This window comes from Draconibacterium halophilum (genome assembly GCF_010448835.1).
In the GTDB taxonomy this organism is placed as follows: Bacteria; Bacteroidota; Bacteroidia; order Bacteroidales; family Prolixibacteraceae; genus Draconibacterium; species Draconibacterium halophilum.
Map to the genome: position 1 here is coordinate 2,172,123 of NZ_CP048409.1, position 16,831 is coordinate 2,188,953.

The 16,831-nt window shown below is 39.6% G+C and carries 14 protein-coding genes and 1 riboswitch; of the genes, 3 read left to right on the top strand and 11 right to left on the bottom strand.

Features of this window, described 5'->3' with window-relative positions:
- Window positions 1-59: 59 nt before the first annotated feature.
- Complete coding sequence (locus G0Q07_RS08760; RefSeq protein ID WP_163345733.1) at window positions 60-563, bottom strand: thioredoxin family protein; 504 nt, start codon at window positions 561-563, stop codon at window positions 60-62.
- 197 nt (window positions 564-760) lie between these two features.
- Between G0Q07_RS08760 and G0Q07_RS08765 the strand changes: the two genes are divergently transcribed.
- The gene (locus G0Q07_RS08765; protein ID WP_163345734.1) at window positions 761-1,468 is read left to right on the top strand and encodes a NigD1/NigD2 family lipoprotein; all 708 of its coding nucleotides are present in this window, start codon (window positions 761-763) and stop codon (window positions 1,466-1,468) included.
- Between the two features lie 85 nt (window positions 1,469-1,553).
- Here G0Q07_RS08765 and G0Q07_RS08770 read toward each other — a convergent pair whose 3' ends face one another.
- Window positions 1,554-2,963 (bottom strand): S41 family peptidase, encoded by a 1,410-nt coding sequence (locus tag G0Q07_RS08770; protein ID WP_163345735.1) that lies wholly within the window; start codon window positions 2,961-2,963, stop codon window positions 1,554-1,556.
- A 74-nt stretch (window positions 2,964-3,037) separates the two neighbouring features.
- Window positions 3,038-5,041 (bottom strand): HD family phosphohydrolase, encoded by a 2,004-nt coding sequence (locus G0Q07_RS08775; protein ID WP_163345736.1) that lies wholly within the window; start codon window positions 5,039-5,041, stop codon window positions 3,038-3,040.
- 273 nt (window positions 5,042-5,314) lie between these two features.
- Between G0Q07_RS08775 and G0Q07_RS21190 the strand changes: the two genes are divergently transcribed.
- Together G0Q07_RS21190 and G0Q07_RS08785 are read left to right on the top strand one after the other, a co-directional pair.
- On the top strand, window positions 5,315-6,100 hold the full coding sequence (locus G0Q07_RS21190) for a C40 family peptidase (protein ID WP_163345737.1): 786 nt from the start codon (window positions 5,315-5,317) through the stop codon (window positions 6,098-6,100).
- A 322-nt stretch (window positions 6,101-6,422) separates the two neighbouring features.
- Window positions 6,423-6,860 carry an NUDIX domain-containing protein gene (locus G0Q07_RS08785; RefSeq protein ID WP_163345738.1) on the top strand — a complete coding sequence of 146 codons (438 nt, stop codon included), beginning with the start codon at window positions 6,423-6,425 and terminating at the stop codon, window positions 6,858-6,860.
- 40 nt (window positions 6,861-6,900) lie between these two features.
- On the opposite strand, the gene G0Q07_RS08790 is transcribed toward G0Q07_RS08785, so the two are convergent.
- The 8 genes from G0Q07_RS08790 to G0Q07_RS08825 all read right to left on the bottom strand — a co-directional run bounded on the left by G0Q07_RS08790 (window position 6,901) and on the right by G0Q07_RS08825 (window position 16,822).
- Window positions 6,901-8,511, bottom strand: coding sequence for a dipeptidase (locus G0Q07_RS08790; protein WP_163345739.1), 1,611 nt, complete (start codon window positions 8,509-8,511; stop codon window positions 6,901-6,903).
- Between the two features lie 103 nt (window positions 8,512-8,614).
- Window positions 8,615-9,553: an MOSC domain-containing protein gene (locus G0Q07_RS08795; protein WP_163345740.1), complete on the bottom strand. Its 939-nt coding sequence runs from the start codon at window positions 9,551-9,553 to the stop codon at window positions 8,615-8,617.
- Between the two features lie 7 nt (window positions 9,554-9,560).
- Window positions 9,561-10,007, bottom strand: coding sequence for a cyclic pyranopterin monophosphate synthase MoaC (moaC, locus tag G0Q07_RS08800; protein ID WP_163345741.1), 447 nt, complete (start codon window positions 10,005-10,007; stop codon window positions 9,561-9,563).
- A 3-nt stretch (window positions 10,008-10,010) separates the two neighbouring features.
- Window positions 10,011-10,823, bottom strand: coding sequence for a GTP 3',8-cyclase MoaA (locus G0Q07_RS08805; protein ID WP_203532706.1), 813 nt, complete (start codon window positions 10,821-10,823; stop codon window positions 10,011-10,013).
- Complete coding sequence (locus G0Q07_RS08810; RefSeq protein ID WP_163345742.1) at window positions 10,795-11,970, bottom strand: molybdopterin molybdotransferase MoeA; 1,176 nt, start codon at window positions 11,968-11,970, stop codon at window positions 10,795-10,797. Before G0Q07_RS08810 ends, G0Q07_RS08805 begins: the two co-directional genes overlap by 29 nt.
- Window positions 11,967-12,515: a molybdopterin-guanine dinucleotide biosynthesis protein MobB gene (locus G0Q07_RS08815; protein WP_163345743.1), complete on the bottom strand. Its 549-nt coding sequence runs from the start codon at window positions 12,513-12,515 to the stop codon at window positions 11,967-11,969. Before G0Q07_RS08815 ends, G0Q07_RS08810 begins: the two co-directional genes overlap by 4 nt.
- A gap of 314 nt (window positions 12,516-12,829) precedes the next feature.
- Window positions 12,830-12,968, bottom strand: a riboswitch (molybdenum cofactor riboswitch).
- Between the two features lie 167 nt (window positions 12,969-13,135).
- Window positions 13,136-16,228 (bottom strand): cytochrome c biogenesis protein CcsA, encoded by a 3,093-nt coding sequence (ccsA, locus tag G0Q07_RS08820; RefSeq protein ID WP_163345744.1) that lies wholly within the window; start codon window positions 16,226-16,228, stop codon window positions 13,136-13,138.
- An 87-nt stretch (window positions 16,229-16,315) separates the two neighbouring features.
- Window positions 16,316-16,822 (bottom strand): multiheme c-type cytochrome, encoded by a 507-nt coding sequence (locus G0Q07_RS08825; protein WP_163345745.1) that lies wholly within the window; start codon window positions 16,820-16,822, stop codon window positions 16,316-16,318.
- Window positions 16,823-16,831 lie beyond the last annotated feature (9 nt).

Genomic DNA, 16,831 nt, shown 5'->3' on the forward strand with positions numbered 1-16,831 from the left:
AAAAAAACAGGCTGTTTGAGACAATTCAAACAGCCTGTTTTTTTATCTTTTATAATTCACTATTCTTTCTTCAGTAAAATAGTATTAATGTTTTCCTTAAACATCTTTTTGGTATCTTCTTTGGTACGTGCAATACCCGAAGCCATTGTCGGCTTACCTTCCATTGGAATGTAAAGAAATGCCGGAATACTTTTTACACCAAACACAGCAGCCAGTTCGCGTTCAACCTGTGTATCAATTTTATAAACCGTTACTTTGTCGGCAAATTCGGTAGCTACTTCTTCCAAAATAGGAGCCGCTGTTCTGCATGGTCCGCACCAATCGGCATAAAAATCGATTAAAGCAGGTTTATCACCTTTGAATTTCCATTCTTTTGGTGAATTTTCATAATCCCATATTTCTTCCAGAAATATTTCTTTAGTTAACATGGTTGTCGCTTTTCCTGCCTCAGAAACTGATTCTGCCGGTTTTTCACTATTATTTTTCTCTGCTTTTGCATTGCATGAGGTGTACCCAAACAACAGAAAAACAGCCATCGTGAGAGTAATAAATCTTGTTTTCATTTTATTTCTGTTTTACTATTATTAACCTAAAATTCTAAAAATTTGTTCAAATTATATGTAATTATATATATATGTGAATAGCAAACGCTATGCCAAATATTATACCCGTAAAACTACAATATATTTTTATTCTTGCCACGCAACCTTTTTTCTTCTTCATTCGTCTATCAGCTGTGATTAAATAAATTTAAAGAGTGATGAAAAAATTAGCATTTGGAATTTTAATGGGATTACTGGTGGCATTTACCAGTTGTTTGGATGATGATGATAATTATTCCCTGGGAGATTATTGGATTGGTTTTGGAATTTACAAAGGAGATGGAGAAGGAGTTGGAAGCCTGGTAATGGATAATGGTTATGTTCTGGTTCCTGCAGCTACATCAGGTTCAGGGTGGTTCCATAATATTTCTGATGGCGACCGTATTTTGGTGAACTACACTATTTTGGATGAAGATGAAACCAGTAGTTCAGAAGAACGCTATTTTGTGAAGATAAACGATATCAGTGATGTATTGATGAAAGGCATTCTGGATATCACTGAAGAAAATGAGGATAGTATTGGTAACGATCCGATAATTGTTGAAGATGCATGGATTACCGACAGTTTGTTGAGTTTCAGACTAAAGTACTGGGGGTATAATGAAACTCATTTTTTAAACCTGGTAAAAGAACCCGGAGAGCTAACGGCTGATGATCAGCCCATTCAACTGGAGTTGAGACACAATGCCAACGAAGATGAAGAATCGGTTCCGTATACCGCTTATGTATCGTTTAGTTTGAATAGCTTGCGAATAAATGGTCTGGATTCGGTACGTTTTGAAGTTGTTGCAACCGACTACCAAGGCATTGCTTACCAAGACAGTGGCGTATTTAATTATAGTAATTTGGAATTACCTACGCCATAAAAATTAAATAATGTAAATACAAAAAGGTGCTCAATCGGGCACCTTTTTTAGTACTATTTTATTTGTACTAAACTTTGTTTGTTTTCTATTCAGGCCATTGAATTTGCTCTATTAGCATTTCCCGTTTGTTTGCATCGAAGCGTGAAAAACCACGATCAAATATTTTATAATCGAAAGTAACTTTTGGAGCACTTTTCATTGCCACAACAGGTGTTCCGGTTATGTCTTCAATGGCTGCTTTAAACAGCGGATCGTTTTTATCGCCAAGAGGGAAGGTGGCAAACAGATCATCATCAACCGGAATATCGGGGGCAAAACCGTTTTTAAAATCGGTAACACCTGCCGCATTGGCATAGCGCAAAACAATAGGTTGCAAGCCCCAGTTAGCTATTTCTTCGCTATAAGTTTCGTTGTAATAATCTTCTGGTTTTAACGTGATTGATGCCGTGTATTTTCCGTAAGTTGTATCTCCTACTGTTACCACCTCATTCATGTAGGCTTTTAGTCCTGTTATTGAAAGCTCAGAAGCTGATGCAGTTCCAGACCCGGTAAGGAAATGAACCCGGTTTAATCCCATTTTTGTTGGTACCTGGTTGTCGAAATAAACCTCAACCTGGCTCATAATTTGTCGGTCGATAAAGTAATCCTGGTATTTATCATTCCATTTATAAGTGACAAGAATGCTGTTGTTGTCTACAACGTAAACAGGAGCAATGCACGAGCACAAGTGTTGCGCTGCAGTAATTGTTCCTCCCGGATTATATCTAAGATCTACAACAAGGTCAGTAGCTCCCTGGCTTATTAAACTAGCAAAAGCTTCATCGAGTGCATTGTTGAAATCTGAAATAAATTGGGCGTAAAAAATATAGCCTATTTTTCTGCCATCATGTTCAACAATATTGGTTGTTAATACCGGATTAAGGGTTAATACCGAAGAGGTGAGGCGAATGGTTGTATCTGGAACAATATTGCTTTCAGCCGGAATACCAATTGTAACATCTGCTTGATCACTGTATAGTAATTCACGATAATTTGATTGCGAAAGGTCATTCCCATCTATCTTCATTAAAATGTCACCACGTTTGAATCCTGCTGCTGATGCAGGTGTTTCAGGATAGACATATTCAACTATTGCAACAATTTTTTGAATCTCAATGAGATTATAAAATGCCAGGGACCAACCATATGTTTTTTCAGTTCCTTCAAAACTGGCTTCCAGTGCATCCACATCATCGGTAATGTACGACCATTTATCATCTACATAAAGCAATTTAGTAAAATAGGCTTTCGGATCGTTTTCGTACTTATAGTCAATATCAGGTAATTCATCGTACCAAAGGTAAATATCATTCATTGCTTCGTAAATGAACTTATTTATCTTTTTTGTATATTCCGAAGCCTCCGGTCCGTCGGGACTAGGATCATCTTTTGAGCAACCAATAAAAATTGCCACGGCTAAAAAAAACAGTATGGTTGTCGTCGCTAAATTTTTCATAATGTATTTTGTTACGTCCACAATTGTTCCAACATCATTTTTATTAACGCAGTATAGGGCGTTTTCGTTTATCCCTACTTCTTTTTTTCCTTTTTTTCGTCGGGGTATTCAATTCGTATATGGTAAATATTTATCAGTTTCTCTAAAAGAGTTGCTTTAATTGTATCAATATCTCTGAACGTAAGATTAGAGTCATCCAGTTGTTTATCTTCAATTTTTTTGTCGATCATGCTATCAATAAGCGCCTTTAGGTTCTCGTGTGTCTTTTCTTTCATACTGCGAGAGGCAGCTTCAATTCCGTCAACCAACATAACAACTGCTGCTTCTTTCGAGCGTGGAAGAGGCCCCGGGTAATCGAATGCATTTGCATCAACGGTCTTGTCGGGGTTTTGTTCCTGGTGTTTCAGATAGAAATATTTTGCTTTTGTAGTGCCATGATGTGTAGCAATAAACTCAATTATCACTGCCGGAAGCTTGTGTTTTTGTGCCATTTTCACACCATTTTTTACATGGTCAATAATAACTTCGGCACTTTTTAAATGGCTGATACGGTCGTGAGGATTCATTCCCACTGCCTGGTTTTCGATGAAAAAATTTGGGCGGCCAATTTTGCCAATGTCGTGATAAAGAGCCCCGGCCCGTACCAAAAACGGATTTCCTCCAATACGAAGAATTACCTCTTCGGCAAGGTTGGCAATTTGCATCGAGTGCTGAAAAGTTCCGGGAGCCTGTTCGGCAAGTTTGCGCAACAATGGCTGATTGCTGTCTGATATTTCTATCAGTGTAACATCTGATACAAATCCAAAAAGTTTTTCGAATATATATACCAATGGATAAACTAACAGAATAAGTACACTGCTTATAGCAAACCACTTTAACATCGAGTAGTCATATGATAAAAATGTACCGTCATGTATCAGGTTTAGCGCCGTAAAAATAACCGCGTAGGTTAAAAATACCCATAATGCTGCCAATACCAGGTGTACACGCCGGTGCATTTTATTCAGACTAAAAACCGCAATAATACCTGCCGATACCTCCAGCAGTATAAATTCGTAATTATTTGGTGCATAAAAACCCATTAGCAAGGTGGAGATGATAAGCGTAAAAATGGCCGTTCGCGAATCGAAGAAAGTGCGTATCATTATCGGGAATACTGCAAACGGAACCATGTAAATGTGCAGATTAGGAAAGGTATTTATAAAGTTCGACAGTAAAATAATGCCCGTCATAAGCATGAGCATAAAACTCAATTTATTTAGCTGTTGAAGAATGTCGCGCCGGTAAAGCAGTAGAAATATAAAAATTAAACTGATTAATACCGAAATAAGTAACACTTTACCAATAGAGACCATGTATCTGTTTACATCTTTTCCGCGTTCTTTTTCGTAACTGGCCTTTAACGATTCCAGCATCTGGTATTTTTCAGCATCAACAATTTCGCCCTCGAGTACAATTCGTTGTCCCTGTTTTACCATGCCGCGTGTAGCTGAAATTGATTGGGTAATTTCATCAATCTCTTTCTGGCTGGTTTCGTTGTCGTACGAAAGATTTGCTGTTATGTACCGTTCAAGGTCAAGGTCGTTTAGCCACGGGAAATTATTTCCTTCGCTAACTAGTTTTTGTCTTGTGTTTAAAAGCGCGTTGTAAGCCGATTTCTCGGAATTTAGTTGGTCAATATCTTCTTTTTGAACGATATTTCCAGTACGCTTATTTATTTCGTTTTTACCTTTCAGTTCTTGATAAATATCAACAGAAAAGAGTAAAATGCCATTGCTGTAAAGCTCATCTAGTTTTGTTGATAGCGAATTAAACATTTTCTTCTTATTCGTATTGGTCGAGTCAATATCGAGTGCAAGATCCTGGCGCAAGCGAGCTATACTCTCGGCTTTTTGGGTAGTATCGTGGGCAAAATAAGGAACTAGCGAATTAATCTGTTCTGTTTTTTCATTATTCAGTTCGTTTGCTGTTTTTAAAATCGCAAAGTCGTAAGGTGCCACCAGGTTTTCGTGGCGCCACGGAAATCCTTTCTGGTATTCGTACTTAAATTTTGGCTCTCCGGGCAATATTAAGTACAAAGCAGCGGCGGTTATCACAAATAAAAGAATTTGGAAAAGTAACCGTGTGTAGCTTTTTAATCTTCTCAAGAATTTATTCATACACCGAATATCGATATTTTGATTTAAATAACAATCGCTTGTACAGGCTTCTTTTCAAACAAACTCTTAATATCTCGTTGACAAATTAGGTTTGATGAAAAGTTTGTAAAGCCCATTTTTTCTTAGTTTTGTGTTTATACACATCAAACAGGTGTTGTTCCTGTTTTACAAAATAAAATTAAGAAAATATTGATGAACTACGGCATTTCAAATTTAAGTATTATTCCTGTTCGGCTTGAGCCTTCGGAAAAAAGCGAAATGGTTACCCAAATTCTTTTTGGCGAACACTTTGAAATGCGCGAGCAAATGGTTGGCTGGACTAACGTAAAACTGGCTTACGATGGGCACGAAGGCTGGATTGATACGAAAATGATTACGCCGATAAATAGCCGTACACTAAACAAAATTGAAAAAAGTCCAACCGCCGTAACATCCGATATTATTACCATTGTTCCTGTTAACGATGAGCAAAACCTTATGCTGGCAGCCGGAAGTACATTGCCGGTTTGGAGACCATATTTGAAACAGTTTTCAGCAATACAAGACACTTATCTGGCAACCGGCGAGGTTATTTACGGGAAACTTAAAAATCCGCGCGAAATTGCCATAAAACAAGCGCTGAAATATTTTAATGCACCGTATCTTTGGGGAGGACGAACGCCGTTTGGTGTTGATTGTAGCGGTTTTACCCAAATTATATACAAAATGATTGGTATAAAATTGCCGCGTGATGCCAGCGAACAGGTAAAAGTAGGAATTGCTTTGAGTTTTGTTGATGAGGCAGAACCCGGTGATCTTGCATTTTTCGACGATGAAGAAGGAAATATTGTTCATGTGGGAATTATTTGGAAACGCAATAAAATTATTCATGCATCAGGGCAGGTGCGTATCGATAATGTCGATCAGTTTGGAATTTTTAATATCGATACGCAACGTTATACCCACAAAATGCGTGTAATGAAGAAAATAATAGAATAAAATGGAACACATCGAACTTGTTATTTATGTTGCTCTTTTTGTAGCCGCGGTGTACCTGGTTGTAAAACATTGGAAAACAGGCCGTAAAAAGTGAAATGTGGAAAGAAGGGATTGATGTTGATGAAGCATTGTGACGATTGATTTGGCGCTTGTGGCTCGAAACTCGAAACGTTTTTGCTTTGTGAAACTTTGCGTTTGAATGAGATTGAATTTGAAGAAGCACTGAGATAGTAAGACTATGAGATGGGGGACCTCCAGATCGAAACTTGTAGCTAGCTTAACCGCAACATTTATTTTTGCCTTTAAACTTTAAACTTTAACTATGTACAACTATAAATATCCACGCGCAGCGCTAACCGTTGATGCAATAGTATTTGTGAAAAGTGACATTGAAATTTTGGTGTTGCTGATTGAGCGTGGTCGCGAGCCTTATAAAAATAAGTGGGCTTTGCCCGGTGGATTTATCGAAATGGATGAAACTTTAGAACAGGCGTGCATTCGTGAACTGGAAGAAGAAACAGGATTGATGGTAAAAAAGATGCACCAATTTCGCGCCTACGACGCTATTAATCGTGATCCGCGCCATCGAACTATTTCTGTTGTTTATACAACGGAATTGGATAAACAAAAGCCGGTAAAAGGCAGCGATGATGCTACCCATGCGAAATGGTTCGCTTTAAACGAATTGCCAGAACTGGCATTTGATCACGGCGAAATTTTAGCTGATTTTTTCAATATAAATAGTGGTAAAGATCAGTGAGATGTTTCCTGCTATTTCGCTTTATATGAATGGAAAGCAACTAAAATTTCCAACGCATTTCAACCCAAAGTTTATCCCCAAGTTCCCACCAGCGGTTTATGGCCGAGCGTAACGAGGTGTTACTATAGCCGGTAAGATATTCGCGGCAAAGCTGCGTAGGATTACCATTTGCAGCATTTTCCTTGTCCTTTTTAAACAATTCCATGGCACGACTTTCAACAAATTCCGTTTCGTTGAGTACCTGGTTTTCAAAAGTGGTAACTTCCGGCTCAACAATTTCTTTTCCGGCACCCCAGTTTACCAATGCCAAACTGTTGGCGCGGGTAAATGCCCACATGGCCGATTGCCGGCTAAAATGTTTGTGACCGCAATAATTGTATGCATCAGGCAAATTCAAGTTACCACAATAAATAGGCACCCGCGGTGATAAGCGTGGTATGTCGGGACTGAACCACACTTTGCCTCCAATCTCATCCGGCAGGTCGTCGCGCAACTGTGCAATCCATGAGTAGGAACAATATTGCACCGAAATCGGGCGGTGACGATAAACGGAGTTGTCTTCCAAAGCATTCATCAAATTGCGCTTATCTTTCGCCATCCAGGGGTGTGCAGCAGGACTAATAATTGTATCTGTTATCTCCTCACCATTTTCATTCTTTGTTTTATGAGCAACTTTCAGCTTGCGTATCATTTCATATTCCGTGCCATCGTAGGTTTGTTTATACAAATCAAACACATCGCTAATATCAACTTTTTTCTCCACTTTAACAGAGAATGGAAGTTCATGGGCATCGAACTTCAGGTTGAGGCCGGGAGCCATCGAACTTAAGACAAAATACTCACGAATATCAAACGGTTTTTCGCCGCTGTAGGCTTTCCAGAATTTAAAAGGTTCTTTTCCATCCCAGTAACCCAGATTTTTTGCCACAGCAAAAACATTGTCGGAAGCCATATAATAGTCCGGATTATTAATATCCAATTCTCCTATTCGTGAAATATTGGCAGAAACTCCCACGTGGTCATTCGGAATACGTTGTGCTGCCCACACGCCACCAATTTTATCCGGGCCTTCGCCAAAAATTTCCAGCTGCCAAACTTCTTTTGTGTCGGCTATGGTTATACATTCGCCATAATCGGCAAAACCGTATTCTTTAATCAGTTTACCAATCAGTTTTATGGCATCGCGTGCCTTTGTGCAACGTTGCAGGGCAATACGCTCCAGCTCTTCAATCAGGAAAAGACCGTTTTCATTTCGCAGCTCTTTTCTGCCGGTGATGGTGGTTTCGCCAATGGCCAGTTGTTTTTCGTTAATGCACGGATAGGCCGTATTCAAGTAAGCGTATGTTTCGCGTGCCTCGGGAATTTCGCCTTTTAACTCCATGCCGTCCATACTCCATGCAGTGTGCGTGTGCATGGTTCCCCAATAAACTTTATGTGTTGTATCGCGATCGAATTTTTGGGCCGGAACAAAATTTACCCAGGTTCGGTAATAGGCGTCGCAAGTGTGTGCTGTAATCACCGAGCCATCGTCGGTGGCATCTTTCCCAAACATAATGCTGGTACAGCTTTCATTCCTGGTTTCATCGGGTTGGGCAAATAAAAATGATGCTGATGAAAGTACCAGCATCAGGAGTAGTGATAATCGTAACATAGTGCAAAGTTTTGCCCAAATTTAATAGAATTGGCAGCCTCGGCAAATTAAATTAGCGATATGTGATGAGTGCTGTTGAAATTTTTACAATTATATTTTGCTTTTAATGCCCGTCAATTCCATGAAGCATCAGAAATGAATGCATCAGAATTTTATGAATTTCAGTTAGATATTCGTTTACTGCCTTGGTACTGCCCGGTAGCGAGAATACCAGCGTTTTGTCTTTTACTCCGGCAATTGAACGGCTAAGTAAAGCATTTGGTTTTTGTGCACCATATTTTAGCCTGATATGATCCATAATTCCCGGAATCTCTAAATCGATAAAGTTGGAAATGATAGTAGGAGCAATATCGCGTGGCCCGATTCCGGTGCTGCCGGTTGTATAAATAATATCGTATCCATCGTTAACAGCATTTTGTAGTTCAGCTTCCAACAACTCTTTTTCGTCAGGAATTACAGTTCGAGATGTCTCGCATAGATACGTTTTCGAGGTAAACCAGTCTTTGCTTAGTTTTTCGAGCAGTGGCCCGCTTTTGTCTTTGTAAATGCCATGAAAAGCACGATCACTCAGGGTAATTACTTTAATACGGAATGTTTTTGGAATGTATTCCAGTTCTTCGTTTTCCGAAAGAGTTCCCGGTTTAAGTACCCGGCAAAAGATCCCTTCTTTCGGCATAACACATTTACCTGCCAGTTGAAAAATCTCACAGTTATCGCCGTGGCATTTTTTTCCAATTTGTGTAACTTCCAATTCCAGTTTTCCGGCTCTGAACCGGTCAAAGGGCATAGCTTTATGAACTGCGATTCCTTCAGTGGTAATGTTTTCGGCAAATTCGCCATATTTAATTTCGCGCCCAAGTTCTCCTTCAAAACTTTTAATACTTTCGGCAGCCAGCAAACTTATCTGTCGGTGCCATTTTCCGGCGTGAGCATCGCCTTCAATTCCATCCAGGTTTAGTTTTAATTCTTTACGCGGAGTCTTAATTGTGCCTTTTTTCTCCGAAATATTTAGCGATTTTATTTTGCAGGTCAGTGCTTCCATTTCTGTATTATATTTTCTCCTTAAAGTCAAGTTTTACATCGCTCATTACCATGTTTTTGTCTACGGCTTTGCACATGTCGTAAATGGTTAGCAACGCAATATTTACTGCGGTTAAGGCTTCCATTTCAACGCCGGTTTGCCCAATACATTTGGTCAAACTTCTTACCAAAACGCCATTTTCCTGAACTTCAGCTTTTACTTCCACTTTGGTTAGCTGCAGTGAATGGCAAAGCGGAATCAACCTTGATGTTTCTTTTGCTGCCTGAATTCCGGCAATTTCAGCAATGGTAATTACGTCGCCTTTTTTAATCAGGCTTTCGTTTATCAGCCGAATGGTTTCGGGCTGCAAGGTAATAAAACCCGATGCTTTGGCAGTTCGTACCTGTTGTGGTTTGTGACCCACATCCACCATATTGGCTTTTCCTTCTTTGTTGATATGTGATAATTGGCTCATATTTTATCCTCCAATATTTGAAAAATCGTGTGATTCGGTTCCTACTCCCTTTTCCGGTTTGTTTTCAAGGGCCTGGTTGTATGCTTCTTCAACGCCCAATTCGCGGGTGCTGTAACGCAGTCCGGAGTGCAGGCATGGAACGATAAATCCGTCGGCAGTTAAACGCAGGCGGTTACATATTTTGCAAATGCCGCCTAAACCTCCGTCTACGGCATAAAACTCACCGGTGCGCAAATCCATCTGCCGAATAAAACGCAGCTTTAAACCTTTATTTTGGCAAAATTCCCGTACTTTCTGTTCGTCCTCCTCGTTTTCGCCGGGAATGCGAACAAAGTTGATTTTTACTGGTTGTAAATCGGCGTCCAGTGCTGCATCAATTCCCATCAATACATCGTTAAGTTCTCCAACGCGGGTAATCTTCTTGAATTTCGCGGGATTCATGGTGTCCAGACTGATGTTCACCCTTTTTAAACCGGCAGCTTTTAACGCTTTGGCATAACGTGGCAAAAGCACACCGTTTGTGGTCATGCCAATATCCTCAATCTCCGGAATAGCAGAAAGCTTACTTATCAGCTCCGGAAGATCTTTGCGCACTAACGGTTCACCTCCGGTAATTCGGAGTTTTCTAATCCCCAGTTTTACACCTGCCTTAACGATGTCGGTAATTTCGTCGAATGAAAGAATATCCTCGTGCTTTTTTAAAGGTAAACCTTCGGCCGGCATGCAGTATTCGCACCTGAAATTGCAGCGGTCGGTTACCGAAATGCGCAGGTAGTTGATATGTCTGTTAAAGTGGTCGTACATATGCAAATTCATTGGTTTGAATGGCGGAAACTCCCAGTGGTACCTCCAGAAGGGCATTTGCAAAAGCCAGTGAATTAATATGCGCCGATCCATGAAATGGAATTTCCGAAGTGGCTCCATTGTCATCAATAAAAACCGGAATAATTGCCAATCGATTGGTTTTTTTTCGTTGGAATGTAAAATTCATCCGGGCTTTTATACGCAAGGGATTGTAATTGGCTCCCAGTAATTTATTGATTGTTGGTTTGGCAATCAGTTCAAATTGCACAAATGACGACACGGGATTTCCTGAAAGTCCAAAAACAAACTTGCCTCCCTTTTCTGAAAAAGTCATTGGGTTACCCGGCTTAATACCCGTGTGATCCCAGTATATTTTAAATCCCTGTTCTTTCAAGATTTCTGGAATAAAATCGAAATCACCGACCGATGCTCCACCGGTGAAAACGATAAAATCACTCGTTCCCAATGCGGCGTTAAAGCTTTTCGTGAGCAATTCGTAGTCGTCAACCAGCATGAGTTCATCCACAATTTCAAGATTCATTTTCTTGAGCTGGGTGATCACCTGGCTGGAATTACTATTCCGAATCTGTCCTGGTTTTGGTGTTTCAGATGGTGGAACCAATTCACTACCAGTAGCAATTACAGTTACTTTTGGGCGTTTTGATACCAAAACCTCAGCATAACCAGCACCGGCAAGAACTGCCATTTGAGGAACATTTATTAACATTCCCTTTTTTAACAGCTTTTCACCTTTTTTATAATCTTCGCCGAGGTAACAAATATTTTTCTTTGTTTTTGGATTGGTACAACGTACTTTATTTTCAGAAAGCTCTTCAGCATCCTCAACCATAAATACGCAATCGCATTCGGAAGGAACAGCTGCGCCCGTCATAATTTTAACACACTGGTTTTTCCCAATTTTGACAGACGCGATTTTACCGGCATTTATTACTTCCAGCACTTCCAACTCATTGGCAATATCTTCGTAACTGCACGCAAAACCATCCATCGCTGATTTATTGAAAGGTGGCATATTTAAATCAGCAACTACATCTTCCAGTAGTACCCGGTTAAATGCATCTTTCAGAAGTATCTTTTCGGTCGGTAAAACCGGCGATAAATTGCCGATATGCTGTTGTATCTCTTTAAATTGGTTCATGAAATGAGTGAAAATTTATTGTTGTTGACCTGAATTTTGCTGTAATCAAATTTAAGGTTTTCTCCGTCATTATATACAATTATCGGATTGTGTATCAGATGATGTGGTTTTTTCACCATGTTTCCGGGCGATTGAACAAAAAAGAATAAACCGGGATTAATAATTTCATGTAATCCACCCGATTCGCAAACAATGGGTGTTTCAGGTAAATACGCTGACAGTTTTTCAAAAGCTTCGATAAGATATTCCGGTGCTGCCATTACAAAGAAAACCTGTTTGGCTCCTGCTTGTAACATCAGCGAACTGTCTTTACTTGTAATCTGCTTTTCCTGTAAAATAACATAGTGTTTATCTTTTTGAAGTACATCTTCGCTGTTGTGCTCATGAATATGCGAAGTGATTTTAAGTCCTGTAATGGGAGTTTGTTTGGATAATGATTCGATTATGCGACAGGCGAAATAGGTTTTTCCCACATTTCGCCCGTTGCCTGCAATCAATAGCAAGTTCGGATAATCGATTTTAGTATCTTGTTTTACTAGTGTCATTTAATACAACCTGAGTTCAGTTATAGATGTTAACCTCAGAATTACAGAAATGTGCGAGATTTGGACTGAAAATATCGCAAGAATAGCGGGCTATTTTAAGAGGTTTTCTGTTTAAAGATTGTGCATTTCTGTAATTTCCTTCGGGATTTACTAATTTTTGCATAAATCGTTTCATATTTTCTTGAATTATCCCGATAGTCCTTCAAAAATCTGCAATAATTTCTGCTAAAAATTTCCAGAAACTGAGGCAAGATTTATAATTGAACTCAGGTTAATATGTTTCAGGGAAGGGAAGGAGCTTCAGTTCTCCCAATGCAGAATTTGCTCTTTCTCCTTTCCAATTTACCCCGGCCTTACCGGGATGCGGGAGGACCACCTGTTTCCGGGTAATCCCATCGGCCGAAATCCCCTGGTTTACACTTTAGGAATATCGGCTCGGAGCCGGCACAAATATAGTAAAGAATCTAGATGTATAGATGTGATTGATTAAAAAGTGCTGAATAGCATTTTTTAACAGAATAAAACGCTGGAGGATGTTAAAAAAATTGGGAATGTAAATACGAATATCAGGAAAGATATTCAAGGGCAGGTTATGAAATACTAGCCTGCCCCTGAATTATTTAGTCTTCACTAACCACTTCTTCCTCAACAATCGGATTTGTCTTTTCGGAGAAATAGGCTGAAACAATTACAAGGGCAACAACTGCCAATGCAATATAAACGCCTGATGGAATTGGAGCTGCTTCTCCTTGTGCATACGAGTGCAAACCCGAGAGGTAATAGTTTACTCCAAAGTAAGTCATCAGTACCGAGCTGATACCCAAAACTGCAGCCACACTCATTGCAAAGCTTCCTCGCATTCCGGGAATGCGGTGCATATGCGTGATGAATGTATACACTAAAATTGTTACCAGTGCCCAGGTTTCTTTCGGATCCCAGCCCCAATATCGTCCCCAGCTTTCGTTGGCCCAAACGCCACCTAGAAAAGAACCGAGCGTAACCATTAACAAGCCAATAATTAATGCAATCTGTATGATGTTAACAAGTTCTTTTACGGTGTGGTTGATTCTGTCGGAATTGCGCTTGTTTCTGAAAATCATCAAAATAAGGTTCAGAAAGCCAAGCAGTGCGCTAATCCCTAAAAAGCCATAGCTGGCCGTAATAATAGCCACGTGAACGATTAACCAATACGATTTTAAAACGGGTACCAGATTGGTTATTTCCGGACTCATCCAGCTCATTCCGGCAACCAAAAGTGTTAATCCTGCCAAAACCGATGTGAGTGAAAGTGTAATTTCCGAGCGTTTGGCAAAGATTAATCCGCCAAGTGCAGTGGCCCAACTTATAAATACCATCGACTCGTATCCATTACTCCATGGAGCATGATTCGAAATGTACCAACGAATTGCCAATCCGGCAGTTTCGGCCAGAAATAGTGCCAATATAAAGTAGAAGGCAAAGCTTTTTAGAAAATGTAATTTTATATTCGGATTAAACAGCGAGAGGAGTTGTAACATTAGCAAAATCAAACCGGTGAACATAAATATCTTCGCTAGTTTGCCAAAGATATTTAGTTTGTTGTACATCACCTCCATGCTTACTTTTGTGTCAGATGGAATGATCTTTTCTCCAATGGTTTGCTGGTTTAGCTTCAGGTTGTTCAGCAATTGGTCGGCTGTTGCCCAATCGCGAATTTGTACCGATTGAAGGTAGGATGAAACGGTTTGCTTTGCAAAATCAGCAGCTTGAGCCGGAAGTTCCTGTGCCTCGTTAATCGACACCCATTTATGGTTGTCATCGTTGGGAACAGGAAAAATAGTAAGAAAATCTCCAGTAAAAATTGCCATCAAAATATTAACGCGTTCATCAACATTCATTATTTCTTTGTCGAGCTTATTCCGGAGATTACTCTCTTTGTTATAAGCTGCCTGCACTGCCGAGCTAAGAATATAACCGCCCATTTCGCGCGTCCTGACTATTGAATTAAATGACGCATATTTACCATTAATTCCAATTGTTCTTCGTAATTCAGGATTTGAAACTTTTATAATTGCAATATTTTTCCATTTTTCGGGATTTGCCTGCATATCCAGAAAAACTTCGCTGGGTGAAAGACCTTCCCAACTGGTTTTCTTCGCCACTTTACGAAGAATTTCGGAAGCCAGCGTAGCAACCGGCTCTACACGTCCTTTTCGGTCTTGAATAAGAAGACTTTCAAAGGATCTGATATGGTCGCTGTTTAGTGGTGTTAATGTTGTATTTTGAGCCTGTGCACCAATACTCAACAGTACGCCGGTTACAAGAACAGTAAACAACTTCTTACGTTTTTCACGCAGTTTTGCCGATGCTTTCAACAGACTTTTAAAGCGACTGCTCTTATTAAATAAGGTAAGTAACATCCCAATAGCCATAATAAGGTAGCCAAAATAGGTTACCGAAGTGCCCATTGAATCGTGGTTTACCGATAGGATAGTTCCTTGTTCATCGGTATCGTACGACGATTGGAAAAAACGATAGCCTTTGTATTTCAGAATGTTATTCATAAAAATGCGAAACGGCATTTCTGTGGCACCATCTTTTAAAACTACTTCGCTGGCGTACGACGACGGACTCATGGAACCAGGATAACGTTCAAGCTGGAAGTCTTTAAGTTGGATAGAAAAGGGTAATGTAATGATTTTGGAACCATAAGAAACAGCTACATCCATTCCATCGATAGATGTATGGGAGAAATCTCCAACTTCACCTTTTCGGCCAAAAACGATCAATTCCTTACTTTCTCCGTTGCTTGAAACCGTTGCTTTAAAAGCATCTGGTGCGCTCATGCCCTGGTTGGGCTGTTGGTAGGCTAGTTGAACCGATGCATTGGGAAGAAACTGTTTGATGGCAAAAGTGAGGTTTTTATAGGTGTAAGCTTTTTGTGTATTTACAAGCGTTTCTGTATTTGGCGTAATAAATTCGCTGTCTTCACTCATCATTCCTGCAACCTCAATTGAGTCATTAGCAGCAATGTACAAGTTGCCATTCTTTATACTCAGCTGAATAGCTGCACTTGTATTACTGCCAAAGCCCAGTGCTATATCACCAAAATTCTTTGTGTTATTGTTCCTGAGTGTAAAGTCTGTTCGTGAAGAACCATTCATTACTGCAATCATGGACACAATAGGTTCTCCATTGGGATCGAGAACAACATTTTCAACAGCCGACGGCATAAATTGCTGATTGTCGATATGGATTGTTTTTCCTTGAAAATGAATCTTTTCCGAAAAACGATTTGCCGTGTATGGCGAGAATTTTACTTCCATTGATTCTTCTACCGTTTCAGTACCATCGCTAATTTTAATGGTAACATACGATGCTTCTGAAACAATAAAGTTGGATGAGCTGTTTTCGCGAATATGCATGCTTCCTTCATATCCATAATAACGGGTTATCATTGCACCGATTCCAATAACTATAAAGGATATATGAAAAAGCAGAACTGTCCATTTTTTACGTGCGATTAGTTTGTATTTGAATACACTACCTATAATATTAATACAGAGTATAAATAAAAGTATCTCAAACCACCTGGAATTATACACGAGAATTTTTGCAGTTATAGTGCCATAATCGTTTTCAAGGAAGGTGGCATAACCAATTGCAATTGCAAAAATAACCAGAAGAATTCCGGTAAAAAACATGGAAAAAAGGAATGAACTTAACTTCTTCATAATTCGTAGTTGTCTGAATAAAACACTAAAAAAATTCCTTTGTTTGGTAACAAAGGAATTTTTTTAAAAACAAAAGTCTTGTTATTATTAGTTTGTTGTTGGATCGTCGTGTGCAATTACTTTCACAAATTCATCAAAATTCCATGGTTTCTTGGCTGCTGGGTGTCCGTCTGGTTTGTCACCCAAATGGCAAGCTTTACAGGTTTCTTCCGTAGGGTCTGTCATCCCTTTTGAAAGTGCCAGTTTTCTGTTTTTCATAATTGCGGCAGATTTGTAATGGCTACCGGGGCCGTGGCACGATTCACATGAAACGCCTTCATCTACTTTAAGACCGGCAAGTGAGCTTTTTTCTACCGAACCTGCAGTTGAGTGACATTTTAAACATGTGGGGTCATTTTTTTCGTCACCTGTTAGGCAATCCATTGCTTTCGCATGTGGACCTGCTTCCCAAGTTTTATACTGCTCGCCTTTGTCGGGTTTGTTATGGCACATTTTACATTTTGCTGCACCAATATATCGGAAGTTTTGTGCGGTCGCTGCGGTACTAAATATGATCGCAAGCCCCAGAATAAATGTTAATTTTTTGAAGTTCATAATTGTTGT